General features: G+C 67.4%; 17 protein-coding genes. 3 read left to right on the top strand and 14 right to left on the bottom strand.

Going from position 1 to position 18,190, the window contains the following annotated elements:
- Nucleotides 1–38: 38 nt before the first annotated feature.
- The 9 genes from flgJ to flgB form a co-directional block, all read right to left on the bottom strand.
- The gene (flgJ, locus tag A9974_RS04500; RefSeq protein WP_183002941.1) at nucleotides 39–1,022 is read right to left on the bottom strand and encodes a flagellar assembly peptidoglycan hydrolase FlgJ; all 984 of its coding nucleotides are present in this window, start codon (nucleotides 1,020–1,022) and stop codon (nucleotides 39–41) included.
- 5 nt (nucleotides 1,023–1,027) lie between these two features.
- Nucleotides 1,028–2,164: a flagellar basal body P-ring protein FlgI gene (locus tag A9974_RS04495; RefSeq protein WP_025138889.1), complete on the bottom strand. Its 1,137-nt coding sequence runs from the start codon at nucleotides 2,162–2,164 to the stop codon at nucleotides 1,028–1,030.
- A 2-nt stretch (nucleotides 2,165–2,166) separates the two neighbouring features.
- On the bottom strand, nucleotides 2,167–2,856 hold the full coding sequence (locus A9974_RS04490; protein ID WP_025138890.1) for a flagellar basal body L-ring protein FlgH: 690 nt from the start codon (nucleotides 2,854–2,856) through the stop codon (nucleotides 2,167–2,169).
- On the bottom strand, nucleotides 2,856–3,641 hold the full coding sequence (gene flgG / locus A9974_RS04485) for a flagellar basal-body rod protein FlgG (protein WP_183002940.1): 786 nt from the start codon (nucleotides 3,639–3,641) through the stop codon (nucleotides 2,856–2,858). The genes A9974_RS04490 and flgG overlap by 1 nt, the downstream gene beginning before the upstream one ends.
- A gap of 56 nt (nucleotides 3,642–3,697) precedes the next feature.
- Nucleotides 3,698–4,459, bottom strand: coding sequence for a flagellar basal body rod protein FlgF (locus tag A9974_RS04480; protein WP_054435491.1), 762 nt, complete (start codon nucleotides 4,457–4,459; stop codon nucleotides 3,698–3,700).
- A gap of 38 nt (nucleotides 4,460–4,497) precedes the next feature.
- Entirely contained in the window at nucleotides 4,498–5,985 is a 1,488-nt protein-coding gene (locus A9974_RS04475) for a flagellar hook-basal body complex protein (protein WP_183002939.1), read from the bottom strand.
- 70 nt (nucleotides 5,986–6,055) lie between these two features.
- Nucleotides 6,056–6,754 (bottom strand): flagellar hook capping FlgD N-terminal domain-containing protein, encoded by a 699-nt coding sequence (locus A9974_RS04470; protein WP_183002938.1) that lies wholly within the window; start codon nucleotides 6,752–6,754, stop codon nucleotides 6,056–6,058.
- A gap of 57 nt (nucleotides 6,755–6,811) precedes the next feature.
- The gene (gene flgC, locus A9974_RS04465) at nucleotides 6,812–7,231 is read right to left on the bottom strand and encodes a flagellar basal body rod protein FlgC (RefSeq protein WP_183002937.1); all 420 of its coding nucleotides are present in this window, start codon (nucleotides 7,229–7,231) and stop codon (nucleotides 6,812–6,814) included.
- Nucleotides 7,232–7,253: 22 nt separating this feature from the next.
- Nucleotides 7,254–7,661 carry a flagellar basal body rod protein FlgB gene (gene flgB, locus A9974_RS04460; RefSeq protein ID WP_183002936.1) on the bottom strand — a complete coding sequence of 136 codons (408 nt, stop codon included), beginning with the start codon at nucleotides 7,659–7,661 and terminating at the stop codon, nucleotides 7,254–7,256.
- Between the two features lie 168 nt (nucleotides 7,662–7,829).
- Between flgB and flgA the strand changes: the two genes are divergently transcribed.
- The 3 genes from flgA to A9974_RS04445 all read left to right on the top strand — a co-directional run bounded on the left by flgA (nucleotide 7,830) and on the right by A9974_RS04445 (nucleotide 9,484).
- Complete coding sequence (flgA, locus tag A9974_RS04455) at nucleotides 7,830–8,543, top strand: flagellar basal body P-ring formation chaperone FlgA (RefSeq protein ID WP_183002935.1); 714 nt, start codon at nucleotides 7,830–7,832, stop codon at nucleotides 8,541–8,543.
- Between the two features lie 127 nt (nucleotides 8,544–8,670).
- Nucleotides 8,671–8,964, top strand: a complete 294-nt coding sequence (gene flgM / locus A9974_RS04450) for a flagellar biosynthesis anti-sigma factor FlgM (protein WP_183002934.1) — start codon at nucleotides 8,671–8,673, stop codon at nucleotides 8,962–8,964.
- Between the two features lie 43 nt (nucleotides 8,965–9,007).
- Nucleotides 9,008–9,484: a flagella synthesis protein FlgN gene (locus A9974_RS04445; RefSeq protein ID WP_183002933.1), complete on the top strand. Its 477-nt coding sequence runs from the start codon at nucleotides 9,008–9,010 to the stop codon at nucleotides 9,482–9,484.
- A gap of 101 nt (nucleotides 9,485–9,585) precedes the next feature.
- Here the strand turns inward: A9974_RS04445 and flhF are convergent, their stop codons facing one another.
- From flhF to cheZ, 5 genes are all read right to left on the bottom strand, one after another.
- Entirely contained in the window at nucleotides 9,586–12,315 is a 2,730-nt protein-coding gene (gene flhF, locus A9974_RS04440) for a flagellar biosynthesis protein FlhF (protein ID WP_183002932.1), read from the bottom strand.
- A complete protein-coding gene (gene flhA / locus A9974_RS04435) occupies nucleotides 12,312–14,432 on the bottom strand; it encodes a flagellar biosynthesis protein FlhA (protein WP_183002931.1) in 2,121 nt (706 codons plus the stop codon). Before flhA ends, flhF begins: the two co-directional genes overlap by 4 nt.
- 3 nt (nucleotides 14,433–14,435) lie before the next feature.
- Entirely contained in the window at nucleotides 14,436–15,590 is a 1,155-nt protein-coding gene (flhB, locus tag A9974_RS04430) for a flagellar biosynthesis protein FlhB (RefSeq protein ID WP_183002930.1), read from the bottom strand.
- 207 nt (nucleotides 15,591–15,797) lie between these two features.
- Nucleotides 15,798–17,345, bottom strand: coding sequence for a methyl-accepting chemotaxis protein (locus A9974_RS04425; protein ID WP_220805833.1), 1,548 nt, complete (start codon nucleotides 17,343–17,345; stop codon nucleotides 15,798–15,800).
- Nucleotides 17,346–17,553: 208 nt separating this feature from the next.
- Nucleotides 17,554–18,186 carry a protein phosphatase CheZ gene (gene cheZ / locus A9974_RS04420; protein ID WP_183002929.1) on the bottom strand — a complete coding sequence of 211 codons (633 nt, stop codon included), beginning with the start codon at nucleotides 18,184–18,186 and terminating at the stop codon, nucleotides 17,554–17,556.
- Nucleotides 18,187–18,190 lie beyond the last annotated feature (4 nt).

Below are 18,190 nucleotides of genomic sequence, written 5' to 3'. Positions count from 1 at the left end.
GTCTGGATACCTGTTTAACGGCAGCAGGTAGTCCAAATTTAGAGTCCTTCCAACATCTGGCGCGAAATATCCACCTTGGCCGCGGCGCCACGTAGTTGGCTCATGACGCCGATCAATTTCTGCGCATATTGGGGATCGGTGGCGTAGCCGGCATCCTGGATGCGGCGGGCGGCCTCGATCTCGTTGCGCGCTTGGGTCACGCTTTCGTAGCGCGGGCTGTTGCCGATCAGGCGGGCGTAGTCCGCGAACGATTCTTCATAGGACGAATAGGCACGGAAGGGTTGCGTCACCTTTTTCGCGACGCCGTCTTCGTACTCGGTGGTCAGCACGTTGACGACCTTGCCCTTCCAGCTGGCGCCCGCCTTGATGCCGAACAGGTTGTAGCTGGTGGAGCCGTCGGGGTGCTTGATTTCGCGTTGGCCCCAGCCGGATTCCAGGGCCGCCTGGCCCATGATCAGGCGAGCCGGCACGCCGCTTTGCTGCGACGCCAGATTGGCCGCGCGCGACATCTTCGACACGAAATTGATGACGTGCTCGGGCGCACCCTCGGCCGCGGCCAGGGCCCGGTCGCTGGCGCGGTTGTTGCGCATCACGTCCATCAGCGCCGCCACTTCGCGCGAGCCGCCGGTGCGGAAATCGAGATCGGCGCCCTGCCCCAGGTTCTTGACGGCGTCCGCTGACAGGTCACCCGGCTTGCCCTGCTGCATCTGCGCCAGGATCGATTGCGACAGGCCGATGCCCGGCGTGGCCAGGTGCAGCGCCAGCTGCTCGTCGGCCATGGATTGCAGCATCTGGGTCTGCTGCGAGTCGAACAGGCCCTCTTTGGGCGTCGCCTCGCGCATACGCTTGAGCATCATCTGCAGAAACAGCGCCTCGAACTGCTTGGCCACCTGCTTTTGCTGCTCGGTGCCGGGGCCGGCGGGGTCCTTGGTCACATCGCGCTTCAGGTCCGACAGGCGCCCCATGTCGAACACGGAGTCCTGGCGGCCGCCCACGCGCGCGGCGTCATTGGTGTAGGCCATGGCGGTCAGATGATTTCCAGCTCGGCGCGCAAGGCGCCGGCGCTCTTCATGGCCTGCAGGATCGCCAGCAAGTCCTGCGGCGTGGCGCCCAGGGCGTTCAGGCCCTTGACCACGTCAGCCAGATTGGCGCTGGTGGTGACGCGCTGCAGCGAGCCGTTGTCCTGGCGCACTTCGATCTGGGTATTCGGCACCACCACCGTCTGACCTTCCGTGAAAGGCGTGTCCGGCTGCGATACCTGGTTCTGGCGGTTGATGATGACCGACAGGTTGCCGTGCGCCACGGCGGCTTCTTCGATCATGACCGTGCGGTTCATGACCACCGAGCCGGTGCGGGCGTTGATGATGACCTTGGCCACCGTGGGCGCGCGCGTCACCTGCAAATCCTCGATCTGCGACAGGAACCGCGCCTGCGAGGCCTGTTCCATCGGGCTGCGCACCTGCACCACCCGGCCGTCCAGCGCCGTGGCGGTGCCCTGGCCGAACTTGCGGTTCAGCGCCGCCACCACGTTCTGGGCAGTGCCGAAGTCGGTGTTGTTCATTTCCAGATAGATATAGCCATCGCGGGCGAACGTAGTCGGCACGCCGCGCTCGACGATCGCGCCGGCGCTGATGCGCCCGCCGTTGAGCTGGTTGATCTGCACGCTGGAACCGCCGGCCGAGGCGCCCGCGCCGCCCACCAGGATGTTGCCCTGGGCGATCGCGTAGACCTGGCTGTCCGCGCCCTTGAGCGGGGTCATCAACAGGGTGCCGCCGCGCAGGCTCTTGGCGTTACCCATGGAAGACACCACGACGTCCAGCGTCTGGCCGGGCCGGGCAAACGCCGGTAGCGTGGTCGTCACCATGACCGCGGCGACGTTCTTCAATTGCATGTTGCTGCCGGCAGGCACGGTGATGCCCAGCTGCGACAACATGTTGGTCAGGCTTTGCTGCGTGAACGGCGTCTGGCGCACCTGGTCGCCGCTGCCGTCCAACCCCACCACCAGGCCATAGCCGATCAGCTGGTTGCCGCGCACGCCCTGGATGGACGCCAGGTCCTTGAGCCGCTCGGCATGGGCCGCCGAGGCGCCGGCCAGCAACCCGGCGGCGACGCAGACACGCGCCAACAAGGACAGCAAGGCGGAAATCGGAGTCGGTTGTTTCATGGTCAGAACGGCGAGGCGATCAGGAAGAAGCGTTGCAGCCAGCCCATGGTCTGGACTTCGTCCATGACGCCCTTGCTGCGGTATTCGATGCGGGCGTCAGCCACCTGGGTGGACGACACAGTGTTCGTTCCGGTGATCGAGCGCGGATCCACCACGCCGGCAAAGCGCACGTACTCGCTGCCCCGGTTGATGGCGATCTGCTTTTCGCCGGCCACTTGCAGGTTGCCGTTGGACATCACCCCCACCACCGTGGTGGTGATGGTGCCGGTGAAGGCGTTGTTGGCGGTGCTGTCGCCCTTGCCCTGCGCCACGTTGCCGCCCTTGGCGTCCAGGTTCAGGTTGGCATTGGCCCAGCTGTCCATGAAGGACGGCGCGGCGGCGATGCCCAGGCTGGCGTTGCCGCTGCGGTTGGTGTTGGTGGCGACGTTCTTGGAAGCGTTCGTCTTCTCGTTGAGCACGATGGTGACGATGTCGCCGACATTGCGCGGCCGGCGGTCCTCGAACAGCGGATAGTTGCCGTACGTCGTGGGCTGGTAGATCGAGCCCGTGGGCTGCGCCATGGGCATCGGCGGCGGCGGCGGTGCCGCCGTCGTCGGCCCGGTCACGATGGGCTCGGGCGGAATCATGGCGCAACCGGCCACCAGCAAAGCCAGGGCCGCACTCGAAACCAGGCGCAGGACAGACATGGGCATCACAGTTGGGTCAGGCGGGCCAGCATTTCGTCCGAGGTCTTGACGGCCTTGCTGTTCATTTCGTAGGCGCGCTGCGTAGTGATCATGTTGACCAGTTCCTCAGCGACGTTCACGTTGGAGGTTTCGACGTAGTTCTGCAGGAACGTGCCCGCGCCGTCCACGCCGGGCTGCAGCAGGTTGGCCGGACCCGACGCGTCGGTTTCCAGGTACAGATTCTCGCCCACGCTTTGCAGGCCGGTCGGGTTGATGAACGTGGCGATCTGCAACTGGCCGATCTGCACGTTCACACCGGCGGCGCCAGGCTGGGTCACCGACACGATGCCGTCCTTGCCGATAGAGATGGACAAGGCGTTGTCCGGCACGTTCATCGGCGGCTGGATCACATAGCCGCTGACCGTGGTCAGCTGGCCGTTCTGGTCGCGTTGCAGCGCGCCGTCGCGCGTGTAGGCCTGGGTGCCGTCAGGCAGTTCCACCTGCAGGAAGCCGCGGCCGTTGATCGCCACGTCCAGTTCGCCGCCCGTATTGTTCAGGCCGCCCGTGGTGTGGATGCGCTCGGTCGCAGCCACGCGCGCGCCGGTACCCAGTTGCAGGCCCGACGGCAGCTGGGTGGCATCGCCCACCTGGGCGCCCGGCTGGCGCAGGGTCTGGTACATCAGGTCCTGGAACACGGCGCGGCCGCGTTTGAACCCGTTGGTCGAGACGTTGGCCAAGTTGTTGGAAATCACGTCCATCGAGGTCTGTTGACCTTCCAGGCCCGTCTTGGCAATCCACAGTGAACGCATCATGATGAAGTACTCCTGCCGCGGCGGCCCGGCCGCGCGCGAAAATTTTTATTCGGGAATCAGCTGACCGACAAGATGCCGTTGGCGCGTTCGGCGTTGCGATCCGCCTGCTGCACCACCTGCATCTGCTGCTCGAAGCGGCGGGCGTTTTCAATCATGCCCACCATCGCCGCCATGGGATTGGTGTTGCTGCCTTCCAGCACGCCCGACAATACGCGCAGGCTGGGGTCGGCCGGCGCCGGCGGCGCGGGCTGGCCATTGACCGGCGCCAAACGGAACACGCCGTCGTCGCCATGCACCAGTTGCGCTTCCGGCGGATTGGCCAGCTTGATGCGCCCCAGGTTCAGGATGTTGTTGGGCGCGTCGCCCGCGCCGATGGCGGTGATCGTGCCGTCGGAGGTGATGGTCAGCGCGGCCTGGTCCGGCACGTCGATGATGCCGTTCTGGTCGGACATCACCGGCTGGCCCAGCGACGTCTGCAACAGGCCGTTCACGCCCACCTGCAAGCTGCCGGCGCGAGTGTAGGCCTCGCCCTGCGGGGTCTGTACGGCGATCCAGCCGTTCGAGCTCGCCAGCGCCACGTCCAGGTCGCGGCCCGTGGTCTGCATATTGCCCATCTCGAAGTTGTTGCGGGGCGTCGACGCCACCGTCGAAACACGCGTCGGCAGGCTCACGCCGTCGTTCACCGGAACCGACCGGTACAGCGCGATCTGCTCGCGAAAGCCCGGCGTGTTCACGTTGGCCATGTTGTTGGAGAGCGCGGCCTGATGCTCCGTGATCCGCGCTGCGCCATTCATGGCGGTGTAGATGATTCGATCCATTGCCTATTCCGTCGGTGTCGTCGCGTGCCCGTCAGGCATTACTTCAGGTTCATCAGGACTTGCATGATTTCGTCCTGGGTCTTGATGGTCTGCGAGTTGGCCTGGTAGGTGCGCTGGGCGATGATCATGTTGACCAGCTCCTTGCTCATGTCCACGTTCGAGGCTTCGGTCGCCTGGCCCACTACCTTCGACAGACCGTTGCTGCCCGGCTGGCCCAGGATCGGCTGGCCCGAGGTCGAGGTCTCCTTCCAGGCGTTGTTGCCCACCGGCTGCAGGCCCTGCAGGTTGGCGAAGTCGGCCAGTACGATCGTGCCCACGATGGAGGTTTCGCCGTTGGTGTAGTCAGCCACCAGGCTGCCGTCGGCGCCGATGTTGATGCCGCGGAACTCACCCGAGGTGTAGCCGTCCGGCACGGACTTGAGCGCGTAGGCGCTGCCGTACTGGGTGGTGCCGGTGTAGTTCACGGCGATGGCCAGGGGATCGGCGGGCGTGGTGCCGCCGCCCGGGGTGGCGAACGACAGGTTCACGGTGGTGGCGCTGGTCATCACGCCGGCCTTGTTGAAAGTGAACTTGGTCGGGTTGCCCCACGTGCCGGCCGCCTCGGTGGTGGGGGCCATGGCCTGGCCGTCCATCGTGTAGTACACGTCGTAGGTGCTGTTGCCCGCGGCGTCGGCCGCGCGCTTGACGAAGTACTGCATCACCTGGTGCGAGTTGCCCAGCGAGTCATAGACCGTCATGGGCGAAGCGTTGGTGTAGCTGCTGGTGACCTTGGGGTCGAACGGCTTGCCGACTTCAGTGACGGCGGCCGTGTAGTTCTTGTAGCCGGGCACCTGGGCCAGGTCGCCCGTGGTGACGGCGCCGGCGGCGTCGACGGTGATCAGGTTGGGCGCGGCGCCGTAGGTGCCGGCCGGCGGCTGGTTCACCCACACGATGTTGCCGACCGGATCACGCGTGAAGTCGTATTGCGTGGCGGGCGACGGCGGCGTGGTGCCAGTCAGCGTCACCGAGCCGTTCACGGCCGGCGAGGTCACGGTATTGGTTTCGTAGATGACCTTGGCGTTGGCGTCCAGGTTGGCCACGGTGGTGGCGGTGGTGGTTGCCTTGGGGGCCACGTTGGCGGTCGGCAGTTGCAGTTCGACCGGATTGGCGCCGATGGCGCCGGCCGGGTAGCCCGTCAGGCGGTAGCCTTGGGCGTTGACGATGAAATTGTTCTTGTCGACCAGGAATTCGCCGTTGCGGGTGTACATCACCGCGCCGCTCTGGTCGGTCACGCGGAACATGCCCTTGGCGCCGTCGATGGCGATGTCGTATTCGCCGCCGCCGCCGTTGACCGTGCCCACGGTGAAGCGCTGGGTGATCGCCGACACCTTGGTGCCCAGGCCCACGCGCGAACTGGCGTACACGTCGGCGAACGACGCGGTCGACGACTTGAAGCCGACGGTGCCCGAGTTGGCGATGTTGTTGCCGATGACGTCCAGGTTCTGCGCCGCGGCATTCAAGCCGCTCAATCCTTGTCCGAAGCCCATGTTTTCTCTCGCTAATCTCTAATGTGGAAACCGCCGCCGTGGCGCCGGCTGATAATCAAACCGGCCCAGGTCAGGCGCCGATCACCTTGCGCACATCCAGCATGCTGGTCTGGCCGTCCAGGCCCATGTCCAGACGCAGGCCATTGGTGGAGTACGCCACGCTCTTGACCTGGCCATACTTCAGCACTTCAGCGGAAACCTTCTTGCCATCGGCGTCCGACGCCGAAATGGACACGGTGTAGGCGCCCGGCTCCATCGCCAGGCCGCCGTCGTTCTTGCCGTCCCAGTCCAGCGTGTAGACACCGGCTTCTTTCTGGCCCAGGTCCATCGTGCGGATGACCGCGCCGTTGGCGTCCGAAATACGCACCTGCACCTTGGTGGCGTCGCCCTGCAGGTCGATACCGTAAGGCGTCACCACGCGTTCGGACGGATGCTCGGCGTCCACGCCCACCTTGACCGTCGAACCCGGAATCAGCACGCCCTTGCCGATCATCGCGACCGCGTTCATGGACTGCGACACGTCGATCTGGCCGCTGATGGCCAGCATCGTGTTCTTCAGGTTGTTAATGCCTTCCACCGTGGAGATCTGCGCCAGCTGCGACGTCAGCTCGGCGTTCTGCATGGGGTTCAGGGGATCCTGGTTCTTCAGCTGCGTCACCAGGAGCTTCAGGAACTGGTCCTGCAGCCCTTGCGCGGTGGACGATCCGTTGGCGCCCGATTGCGCCAGGCCCAGGCCGGTCTTGCTCGTGGATTGGTCGACGGTGGTCATGAATTCACTTTGTCTGGATTATTCCGCGCGGGCGGCGCGGCGCGCGGAATCTGGGGATCAGGACTGACCGATGGTCAGCGTTTTCTGCATCAGGCTCTTGGCGGTGTTCAGCACCTCGACGTTGGCCTGGTACGACCGCGACGCGGCGATCATGTTGACCGTTTCGGCCACCGGATCGACGTTGGGCATGCTGATGTAACCCTGGGCGTCCGCCAGCGGATGCTTGGGGTCGTAGACCTGCTTCATGGGCGATTGGTCCTGGATCACGCCGGCCACGCGCACGCCGCCGATCTCCTGGCCCAGCGCCTGCCCGGCCGAAGGATTGACCTGGAACACCACCTGGCGCGCGCGGTACGGCTGGCCGTCGGGCCCGACCACGCTGTCGGCGTTGGCCATGTTGCTGGCCGCCACGTTCATGCGCTGCGATTGCGCGCTAAGCGCCGAACCGGCGATATCGAAAATGCTCAACAAGGACATTGCCTGCGGCTCCCTGAAAAAATCAATCCTGGATGGCGGCCATCATGGTCCGGATACGGCCCGACAGCAGCTGCATGGTGCTTTGATAGTGCAAAGTGTTGTCGGCGAACTGGACGCGCTCGATGTCCATGTCCACCGTGTTGCCGTCCAGGCTGGGCTGGTACGGCAGGCGGTACAGCAGGTCCGTCGGACCTTGCGACACGGCCTTGGCCGGAATGTGGCGCGCGGAGGTCAGCGTCAGCGAGGTGTCCGGCAGGCGCTTGGAACCTTCCATGGCGTTCTGCATCGCCGCCTTGAAATCGAAATCGCGCGCCTTGTAGTTCGGCGTGTCGGCATTGGCGATGTTCGAGGACAGCACTTCCTGGCGCTGCGCGCGCAGTCCCAGGGACTGCTGGTAGAAGCGGAAATCTTCGTTAAGCCGGTCTAGCATCGGATCGCCTTCAATACGGATGAAACCCGGGACAGCGGACACACCGTTATCCCATTGGATGACGGCATCATAGGGGCCGGTGGCGCAACACAATCAGCCAAATAACCCGTCATTTCTCATCCAATTCACGTATTGCCAAGTGACGCGGGCTTCTACAATTCAGTCATCATGAAATTCCCCGCAAGTCTCCGCGCGCGCGCCGCCTTCCTGGCCGCCCTGCTCCTGGCCCCCGCCGCGGCGGCCCAGGCGCAAGAGGGCGCCGTCCAGGCGCCCGAGGCGATCGTCATTGCCGCGCAGGCCTATCTGCTGGAACAGCTGGCGGGCTTGCCCGGCCAGCCGTCGGTCGCCATCGACCCGCCGCGGGTCGAACGGCTGGCGCCTTGCGATGCCATGTCCCCGTTTATGCCGTCCGGCATGAAGCCGCGGTCCCGCATGACGGTCGGCGTGCGCTGCAATGCGCCCAAGCCCTGGACCACCTACGTACAGGCAACGGTCAGCGTGCCCGGCTACTACTACGTGGCCTCGCGCATGATCGCGGCGGGCCAGGCCCTGACGCCCGCCGATCTGTCGCCGCGCGACGGCGACCTGGTCGCCCTGCCCCCGGGCGTCATTACCAACCCCGACACGGTGGTGGGCATGACGGCCGCCTACCGGATCAACGCCGGCCAGCCGGTCAAGGGCGCCGCGCTGCGCAACGCCCAATCGGTGACGCGCGGCTCGAATGTGCGCATCAATGCCCGGGGCAACGGCTTCGTGGTCAGCAGCGAGGGCCAGGCCCTGGACAACGCGGCGCCGGGCGCCACCGTCCAGGTCCGCACCGCCAGCGGACAGGTCGTCACCGGCGTGGTACGCAACGCTGGTCTGGTCGAAATACAACTTTAGGCTATGTTACATATCGCGCGGCGGCAAGGCTCCGTCTACCCTAAAGTTCCTTCCAGCCCTGTCGTTACAGAGACATAAGTAGGCGGATCCGTCGCAAACCGACCCAGGACGCCCTGCGGAGAACACCTTGAAAATCAATTCGACCACCAACCGGCCCATCTCGGCCGACGCCGTCAGCCCCCGCGCCGAATCCTCGGTCGCCCAGGCCTACGGCGCCGGCGGCGGCAGCGGTTCGAGCAGCTCGCAAGTCGCGCTGAGTTCGGCCTCGCGCAAAATGCTCGCCCTGCAGGACGGCTCGAACGACATCAATGTCGAACGCGTTGCCGCCATCCGCGCGGCCATCGCCTCGGGCCAGCTCAAGATCGATACCAGCCGCATCGCTGACGGCCTGATCGCCAGCGCCCGCGACCTGTTGAAGTAAGCCGCCCGCTTTACCTTTTGACCAGCAGCCTAGAAGCCTGACCATGAGCCCTGTCGAGTCCCTGCAAGCCTGCCTAAAGCAGGAAGACGCCCTGATCACCGAGTTCTCCGCCATCCTGGAAGAAGAAACCAAGGTGCTGGTCGGGCCGGGGAACGTCGACGCGCTGCATGATGTCACCGAGCGCAAGGGCAACGTGGCCCAGCAACTGGTTGACCTGAGCCACGCCCGTGACGGCCTGCTGGCCGAACTGGGTCTGCCCGCCGGCCACGCCGGCACCGAACAGGCCGCCGTGTTGCATCCGCAGCTGTCCGGCGTCTGGCAGGCTCTGCTGAGCAAGTCGGCATCGGCCAACGAAATCAATATGCGCAACGGCGCGCTGATCGACGTGCACCTGCGCTACAACCAGCAATCGCTGGACGCGCTGCGCAGCATCGCCGGCGTCGGCGTCACGTCCACCTACGACGCCCAGGGCCGCGGCGCCCGCGCCACGCCGGGCCGCAAGCCCATCGTCGCCGGCTGACGGCAGTCCGCCCCAATGAAAACAGCCCGCTCGTGCGGGCTGTTTTCATTGGGAATCCCTGCAAGAAGCCGCCCCGCCGCCCCAAGGCGGGGCGCGGGGGCCTACGCTTCAGCCATTTCCAGCAAGGCGAACATCTTCAACAAGGCCACCGGCAGCAAGCGGCCCGGCAGCTTGCGGTCCGCGCTGACCACGCCTGACAGCGTCGAGCGGGCCGAATCGGCGGCCGGCGCGTGCGCCAGTTGCCAGCAAGCGGCGCCCAGCTGGCCGGCCATCAGCGACTGCCGCGCCAGGGTGTGCGCGCCGTCCACCGCGGGCAGCGCCTGCCAGGCGTTGGCCATGTACCGGAACCCGGCGCGCGCCTCTTCCTGCAGCACCAGCCAGCGGGCCACGGTGGCCGCATCCGCTTGGGTGGCCGTCAGGTTGGTCAAGCCGAACAGCTGGGCCGCGATCTCGCCGCTGGCCGTGTCGATCAGACGGGCGCACACTAGCCGCAGGCGGGTATCGTCGCCCCGGCCGGGTAAGCCGATCTCGGTACCCGACGCCCACAGCGCCAGCGGCGCCGCACCGGCCACGGTGCGCAGGCCGGGCATGTCGCCCGGCTGACCCACCGGCAGATAACCGACGCTCTTGCCCACCGCATTCAGATTGGTCGGGCATTCGTCCTGGATCACGCGCAAGCCGCCCGGGCTGCGCGCCACCCACGACACGCCCTGCCCGGTCAGGCTTTGCCACAGGGCCGACGTGCCGGCCTCCAGCATGTGCACCACCGGCAAGCGGTCCAGTTGCGTGCCCAGCCAGCGGACCCGGGCCTCCAGCGCCAGCGCCGTATCGGGCTGGGCGGCGGCGGCCGGGTCGAACGACGACAACATGCCATGCGGCAGCACCAGCTGCTGGGCCGGCGCCGCCATGGCCGCGCCGCGGTCGCTCATCAGCACGGAACTGAGCAGCGTGCCGCCGGGCAGGCCGTCGCCCTTCATGGTGGTCTTGCCATGCATCGCCAGCAGGTGGCGGCCGCAGACGGTGGAGAATTCGCGCCGCACCATCGCCAGCGGCGCCTCGCCCAACGCGCTCAGGCTGGAGCCGGCGCCGTCGCTGACGTATTCGCGCCACGATGCGCGGGCCTGGACGCAGGCCGGGTCGCTGTCGAGCCAGTTGATCGCGTCGTCCAGATTCTGCGCGGCGTCGATCGCGGCCGCGCCGCCCTGCGGACGCAGGATCGCGGAGGCCAGCAACTGGCGGCGGCGCGCCGGATCGGCGGCCTCGCTTTCGCGCGGCGCCGCCCACAGCGATGCCAGGTCGGCCTCGCTGGGCGTATATAGCGCGCGAGCGCGTTCGACCATGGCGAATGCGCGGTCGATCAGCGCGTCGGCGCGCGCCAGTTCCAGGTGCTCCGGCACCTTCTGGCCGATCGACGAATAGTGGATCGGCAGCCGGTGGCGGATCGCCGTGTCCAGCGCCGCGCCCAGGCGCGAGGCCTCGTCCAGCTTGGTGATGATGCAGCCCGCTACGTCCTCGCCCACGCCATTGCGGTAGGCGTGCGCCACTTCGTCCAGGGTGTCGCCCTGGCTGGCGGCGTTCAGCACCAACAGCCGGCGCACCGGCTTGCCGGCGTTGCACAGCATCGCGGCCTGCTCGGCCACATGGCGGTCGCGCTGGCTGATGCCCGTGGTGTCGATCAGCACGATCTTGCGGTTGCCCAGCTCGGCCAGGATGCGGCGCAGTTCACCCGCATCGCGCACCGAGTGCGCCGGCACGCCCATCAGGCGGCCATAGATCTGCAGCTGCTCCAGCGCGCCGATCCGGAAATTGTCGGTGGTCAGCATCGCCACCTGTTCGCGGCCCTCGCGCGCCACGCAGCGCGCGGCCAGCTTGGCCAGCGTGGTGGTCTTGCCGACACCGGTCGGGCCGACCAGCGCGTACACGCCGCCGCCCAGGAATTCGTCTTCCGACCCCAGCACCGGCAGGTGCGTCACCAGTTCATTGCGGGCCCAGGCCAAGGCGGCCTCGGTCGTCATGCCTTGGGGCATGCGTTCGACCAGGGCGCGGACCAGCTTGGTGCTGAAGCCCGCGTCCAGCAGACTGCGGAACAAGGCAGCGCCGGCCGGCTCCCGGCCAGGCCCCTGGCGGCCGCCCCACAGCAGGCCATCCATGCGGCTTTCGAGCGCGCCGCGCAAGGCGCTGATCGCATCCTGCAAACCCGCCGCGGCGTCGCCGGGCAGGACCGCGGGCGGCACCACCGGACCGTTGCGCAGCGGCGCATCGGGCATGCGGGACATGGGCGGTTGCTGCGCAGGTTGCGGCGGCGATTGCGGCGCGGCAGGCTGGCGCGCCATCGGCGGCTGCGGCACGGCCGGCGCCGGACGCGGCATCGACGGCAACGCGGGCATTTCCAGCCGCACCGGGGCGGCGGGCGCCGCGACGGGCGGCTCGGCCACGGCCGGCGGCGGCGCCTGACGGGCGACCGGCGCCGGCGGTTCGTCCTGCTCCGGCATCGTCGACGATGCATAGGCCGATTGATACGCAGCGATGGACCGCGCCGGCGCCGCGTAGGCGGGTTGCGCCGCGGCGTAAGCGGGCTGCGGCGCCACATAGGACGGCTGCGGCGCGGCAGCGGGCGGCGCTTGCCGCACGGGCGGCTGCGGCGCGGGCTCCGCGGCCTGACGCGGCGTCTCCTGCGGCACGTCGTCGAACGCGCCCTCCAGCGTAGCCAGCACCTCGATGCCGCCGTCAACGCTGCGGTTCGACACGATCAAGGCGTCGGGCCCCAGCACCTGGCGCACCTGGCGCATGACGTCGCGGCTATTCGCCCCGAAAAAGCGGCTTATCTTCATTGACCATTACCTCCGCCGATCAGCGCGGTCACGCGGACCATGCGCTCATCCGGAATTTCCGTATTCGACAACACACCCAACTGCGGCAAGTGGTGGCGCAGGAAGCGCGACAGCGGCGCGCGCAGCACCGGCGACACCAGCAGCACCGGCGCGTTGCCCTGCGATTCCTGGCGCTCGACCGCGGCCTGCGTCTCGCGCAGCAGCGTGTCAGCCAGGCCCGGTTCGAGCCCGCCGCTGGTGGTCAGGGCCTGCGACAGCACGCGTTCGAGCTTGACGTCCAGGCCGATCACACGCAGTTCGCCTTCACCCGGGAACCATTGCTGGGTGATAGCGCGGCCCAGCGAGCGGCGGGTCAGCGCGATCAGTTCGTTGATGTCCGGCTGTCCGCCCGAACCGGCCGCCAGCGCCGCCAGGCGCGGACCGTGTTCGGACAGGGTGTCGATGATGGTGCGCATGTCGCGGATCGGCACTTCCTCGGCCAACAGGCCCTGCAGCACCTTCTGCAACGCGGTCAGCGACAAGGTCTTGGGCACCAGGTCCTCGACCAGCTTGGGCGCGTCGCGACCGATGCGGTCCAGCAGTTGCTGGACTTCCTGGCGGCCCAGCAGGTTCGAGCCGTGGCGGTGCATCAAGTGGTTCAAGTGCGTGGCCACCACGGTGCCCGCATCCACCACCGTATAGCCCACCACCTGGGCCTGGTCGCGCAGGCTGCCGTCGATCCACAGCGCCGGCAGGCCGAAAGCCGGATCGGTGGTCGGCGTGCCCTTGATCTGCATGGTCACGCCGCCCGGGTCGATCGCCAGCCACTGGCCGGGCATGGCCACGCCATGGCCGATCTCGACGCCAGACAACAGGATGCGGTAGTCGTTGGGCTTGAGTTCGAGGTTGTCGCGGATGTGCACGACCGGCGGCAGAAAGCCCACGTCCTGGGCGAATTTCTTGCGCAGGCTGCGGATACGGTGCAGCAGCTCGCCGTTCTGGGCATGGTCCACCAGCGGAATCAGGCGGTACCCGACCTCCAGCCCGAGCTGGTCCACCATCGACACGTCGTCCCAGCTGGCTTCGGCCGCGGCCGCCTGGGCCTGCGTCACCGCCTGCTGCGGCACGTCGCGGGCGGCCAGCTCGGCCGCCTTGCGCCGTTTGTGCAGCGCCCAACCGCCCCAGGCCAGGCCGCCGGCCAGGGTCAGGAAGGCGACGTGGGGCATGTTGGGGATCAGGCCCATGATGCCGATGATGCCGGCCGTCAGGAACAGCACGGCGGGATTCGAGAACAGCTGGCTGATGATCTGCTGGCCGATGTCCTGGTCGGTCGACACGCGCGACACGACCACGCCCGCGGCGGTGGAGATCACCAGCGCCGGGATCTGGGCCACCAGGCCGTCACCGATGGTCAGCAGCGTGTAGACGCGGGCCGAGTCGCTCATCGACATATCGTGCTGGGCCACGCCCACGATCAGACCGCCGATGATGTTGATCGCCATGATCAGCAGGCCGGCGATGGCGTCGCCGCGCACGAACTTGCTGGCGCCGTCCATCGAGCCGAAGAAGTCCGATTCCTGCGAGACCTCGGCGCGGCGCCGGCGAGCCTCATCCTCGCCGATCAGGCCGGCGTTCAGGTCGGCGTCGATGGCCATCTGCTTGCCGGGCATGGCGTCCAGGGTGAAGCGCGCGCCGACTTCGGCAATCCGGCCCGCGCCCTTGGTGATGACGATGAAGTTGATGATCGTCAGGATGATGAAGACGATGATGCCGACGGCGAAGTTGCCGCCCACCAGGAAGTGGCCGAAGGCCTCGATCACCTTGCCGGCGGCGTCCGGGCCGGTATGGCCGTGCAGCAGCACCACCCGGGTGGAGGCGACGTTCAGCGACAGGCGCAGCAGCGTGGCGAACAGCAGCACGGCCGGAAAGGCGGCGAAATCCAGCGGCTTGCGCGTGAACATGGCCACCAGCAGGATCATCACCGACAGCGCGATGTTGAAGGTGAACAGCAGGTCCAGCAGAAACGTGGGCAGCGGCAGCACCATCATGCCCAGCACCATCACGATCAGGACGGGACCGGCCAGAAGGCGCGCGTGCGTGCCTCCGCTGCTTTTCAACATGGTGAGCAAAGCGCTCATTCCTTAAACTCCTTGTGCTGCGGTTTTTGCCTGCGGGTCCAGCGCCTCGGGCACAGCCAGGGACTTGGGCGCCGTCGGTTCGACCCCCCATCCCGATCGCCATGAGCGCAACTGGAATACCCACGCCAGCACTTCCGCGACCGCGGTATATAGCTCGGCCGGGATTTCTTTGCCCAGCTCGACGTGTTGATACAGGGCGCGCGCCAGCGGCGGCGCTTCCAAAGTGGGAATGCGGTGCTCGGCGGCCAGCTCGCGGATCTTCAGCGCGATCAGCCCCGTGCCCTTGGCCAGCACGCGCGGCGCGCCGTTCTTGTCTTCTTCGTACTTCAGCGCCACGGCGTAGTGGGTCGGGTTCGTCACGACCACGTCCGCGCCGGGCACTTCGGACATCATCCGGCGGCGCGCGGCCTGGCGCTGCTGCTGGCGGATGCGCGCCTTGGTGTGGGGGTCGCCTTCGCTTTCCTTGTGTTCCTGGCGCACGTCTTCCTTGGACATGCGCAGCTTTTTCAAGTGGCTCCAGACCTGCCACGGCACGTCCAGCATCACGATCACCATCAGCGACGCCACGATGAAGGCACAGCACATCGCCACCAGCGTCAGGGCCTTGGTCAAAGCCGCCGTCGGCGCGACGTGCATCAGCCCCAGCATGTCATCGTGGTAGCGCCAGATGATCCACACCGCCACACCGCCCACCAGCAGGGCCTTGGCCAGCGCCTTGACCAGCTCCACCACTGTCTGCGCCGAGAACATCCGCTTGAGCCCGGCGAACAGGCTCAGCTTGGAGAAATTGGGCGACAGCGGCTTGCCCGAGATGACGATGCCGCCCAGCAGCACGCTGGACAGCACGGCGATCACCGCCAGTAACCCAAAAATCGGCAGGACGACCATCAGGGCGTGGCCAAAGCCATTGACCGCCAGCTCGACCATCACGCCGGGGTCGGTCACCACGCGCTGGTCGAACCCCAGCCCGTTGCGCAGCACCCCGCTCAGTCCCTGATAAATCGAGCCGCCGCCCATCCAGATCGCCCCGACACCGGCGGCCAGCATCATGAACGTGCCCAACTCCCGGGAACGCGCAATCTGCCCCTCCTCGCGCGCCTTTTCCAGGCGCCTGGGAGAGGCGGCTTCGGATTTCTCGAGGTCGCTTTCTTCGGCCATGCTCTGCGGTGTCGTTGCGGCTCGCGGATTGACGGATTACGAGCTGCCCGCCGAGATTCTAGGAGGCCTGGGCCTTGGGCGATAAGCCAAGAAACGGGGGGAAAGCGGCGCTATTCCCGGATGCGGCCGGCCGGACCCGCGATGGTCGGGCGGCCGCGGCCCTGGCGGCACGGCCGCTGCCCGCCGCCCGCCGCTGCCCTACTGGCTTCAGCCCGCCGCGGCCAGCGGCCGCCGATGAGGGTCGGCGGCCTCCAGGGCGGCCTGGAAGCGCGCGTAATCCAGCCCGATCCGCACCGCGCCCCAGTGCTCGCCGTCCAGGTACAGGGGTACCGAAATGTCATTGACGATCTCCCCCGTGTCCCGCGAATACGTCTGAAACAGCAGGGTTTCCGTGTTGGCGGCCAGCCGGGCGCCGACCGGATCGTCGAAGATCCGCTTGTGGCGCACCCTGGCGATGTCCTGGGCCGGGTCGCCGCTGGGCGGGTGCGAATAGCGGCTGTTGTGGGCCGGCGCGTAACCGCGCTTGTCCACCAGCAACGTATAGCTGCCACCCGGCACCGCCTCCAGCACCCGGTCCAGCAAGCGCGTCAATGCCTCGTCGATGCCGCGGTCGTAGGCCGTGTGATAGCGCGGCGGCTCGCTGCCGGCGATGCGCTGGTAGTGGCGGTCGAATACGTCCAGGCCACGCTCGCCGGCATGCGCCAGCAACCGGATCGCCGCCAGCCGGAACGCATCCAGCGTCTCGGACAGCCGGTCGAACGCCGTGTTGCCGGTCCGCATGTCGGACAGCACCTCCTGCACGCTCTCGGTCTGGCGCCGGATGCGGTCGATCTCGCCCGACATGCTGGCCACGCGCTCGCGCACGTCGGCGCTCAGCGCGGCGATCCGGCTGACGTCCTGGCTCATGCCGTGGTTGGTGGCGTCGACTTCGCCGATGGCCTGCACCACCTCGCCCACCTGGCGGTTCATGGCGCCAAAATCGCGCACGAAATTCTGGAAATCCTGGCGGGTCTTGTCCAGCACCGCGCCCGAGGCGTCCACGTCTTCGCGCAGCGTGCCGGTCTGGCGCTGGGTCGAATCGACCAGCTCCAGCATTTCGCCCGTGTGACGGCCGATGTCGCTGGTGGCCGCGTTGACCCGCTCGGCCAGCCGACCGACTTCGCTGGCGACCACCGCGAAACCGCGCCCGGCGTCGCCGGCGCGGGCCGCCTCGACCCCGGCGTTCAGCGCCAGCAGTTGGGTCTGCAGCGCGATGTCCTTGATGAGCTTGCTGATGTCGCCCACCGAGCGCGCACGGCCGGTCAGCTGCGCCACCACCTCGGTAAAGGCGGCCATCTCGCGGGTCATGCGATCGACCCGCTCCTTGACCTCGGACAGCTCCGCCAGCGCCTGCTCGGCCGCCTGCAAGTTCTGCCCGGACACCTGCGCGATCTCGCGCGCATGGGTCGAGGTGGACGCGGACAGGGCCGCGATCTGCGCGCCGCTGGCAGCCAGGGCCTCGGCCGCGCGGGCCTGTTCCTGGGCCAGCACGGCGCAGCGTCCCGCCTGGAACTGGGTGCGGGCGGTGTTCAGGGCGATTTCGATGCTGGACTGCCGCACGGTCACGACGCGACCGCGAATGCCCGCCAGGAAGCGGTACAGCGGCCAGGCGGCCGGACTGAGGGATAGCGGACGATCCGATAGCGTAGCGCGGCCGCGATTGAGCCGGCGCAATAAACCCCAGATGCCTCCGAATGCGAATACGGATCTGGCCAAGATGCACCTCCTTGTGCGGCCCGGATCGCCTTCTATGGGCATCCGTTGCCTGGGCGCGGGGGACGCACCCTGTCTCCTACTGCTGGCCCCGATTCTTATGGTTGTGCAGTCTACCCGCGCATGCCGCTTCCTACCCTTAGGGAATACGACCATGCCCGGTAAAGCAAGGCGGCGGCCGGGAGATGCCCCGGCCGCCGCCCGAGCCGGGTCAGAAGCCCAGGCTGGCCAGCAGGTCGTCGACCTGGTCCTGGCTGGTGACCACGTCGGTCTTGCCTTGCGGGCTGACCTGCGGGCCGTTGAGCAGGCTGTTGGCCTCGTCGCGGCGCTCCTGCGGCACGTTGTCCAGCAGCACCTGCAGCAGCTCGCGTTCGATCGCGCCGACCACGTCCATCATGCGCATAATCACCTGGCCGGTCAGGTCCTGGAAGTCCTGCGCCATGATGATTTCCATCAGCTTGGACTGCGTCTGCTGGGTCTGCTTGGGCACGTCCTGCAGGAAGGCGCGGGTGTCCTTGACCAGTTCGCGGGCCTCGGGCAGTTCCTGCGGCTGGTCGTACCACTGCTGCCAGCGGGCATCCAGCGCCTGCGCCGTACGCGACATGCCGTCCTGGATCGGGCCGGCCGCCTCGGTCGCGTTCAGCACGCGGTTGGCGGCCTGCTCGGTCATCTGCGCCACGTAGCGCAGGCGGTCGCGGGCGTCGGGGATGGCGTTGGCCGCATCCTTGATCGCCTGGTCCAGGCCCAGCTCGCGCATGCTGTCGCGCAGCATGCGGGTCAGCGAGGCGATGCGGTGGATCAGATCCGGGGATTCCGCTGGGTCAACATTCTGCGTCGTGCTCATTCAC

The organism is Achromobacter sp. UMC71 (assembly GCF_014170305.1).
Taxonomy (GTDB): Bacteria; Pseudomonadota; Gammaproteobacteria; order Burkholderiales; family Burkholderiaceae_B; genus Achromobacter.
Note: the sequence above shows the minus strand (reverse complement) of the source record. Positions and strands in the feature narration are given on the sequence as shown.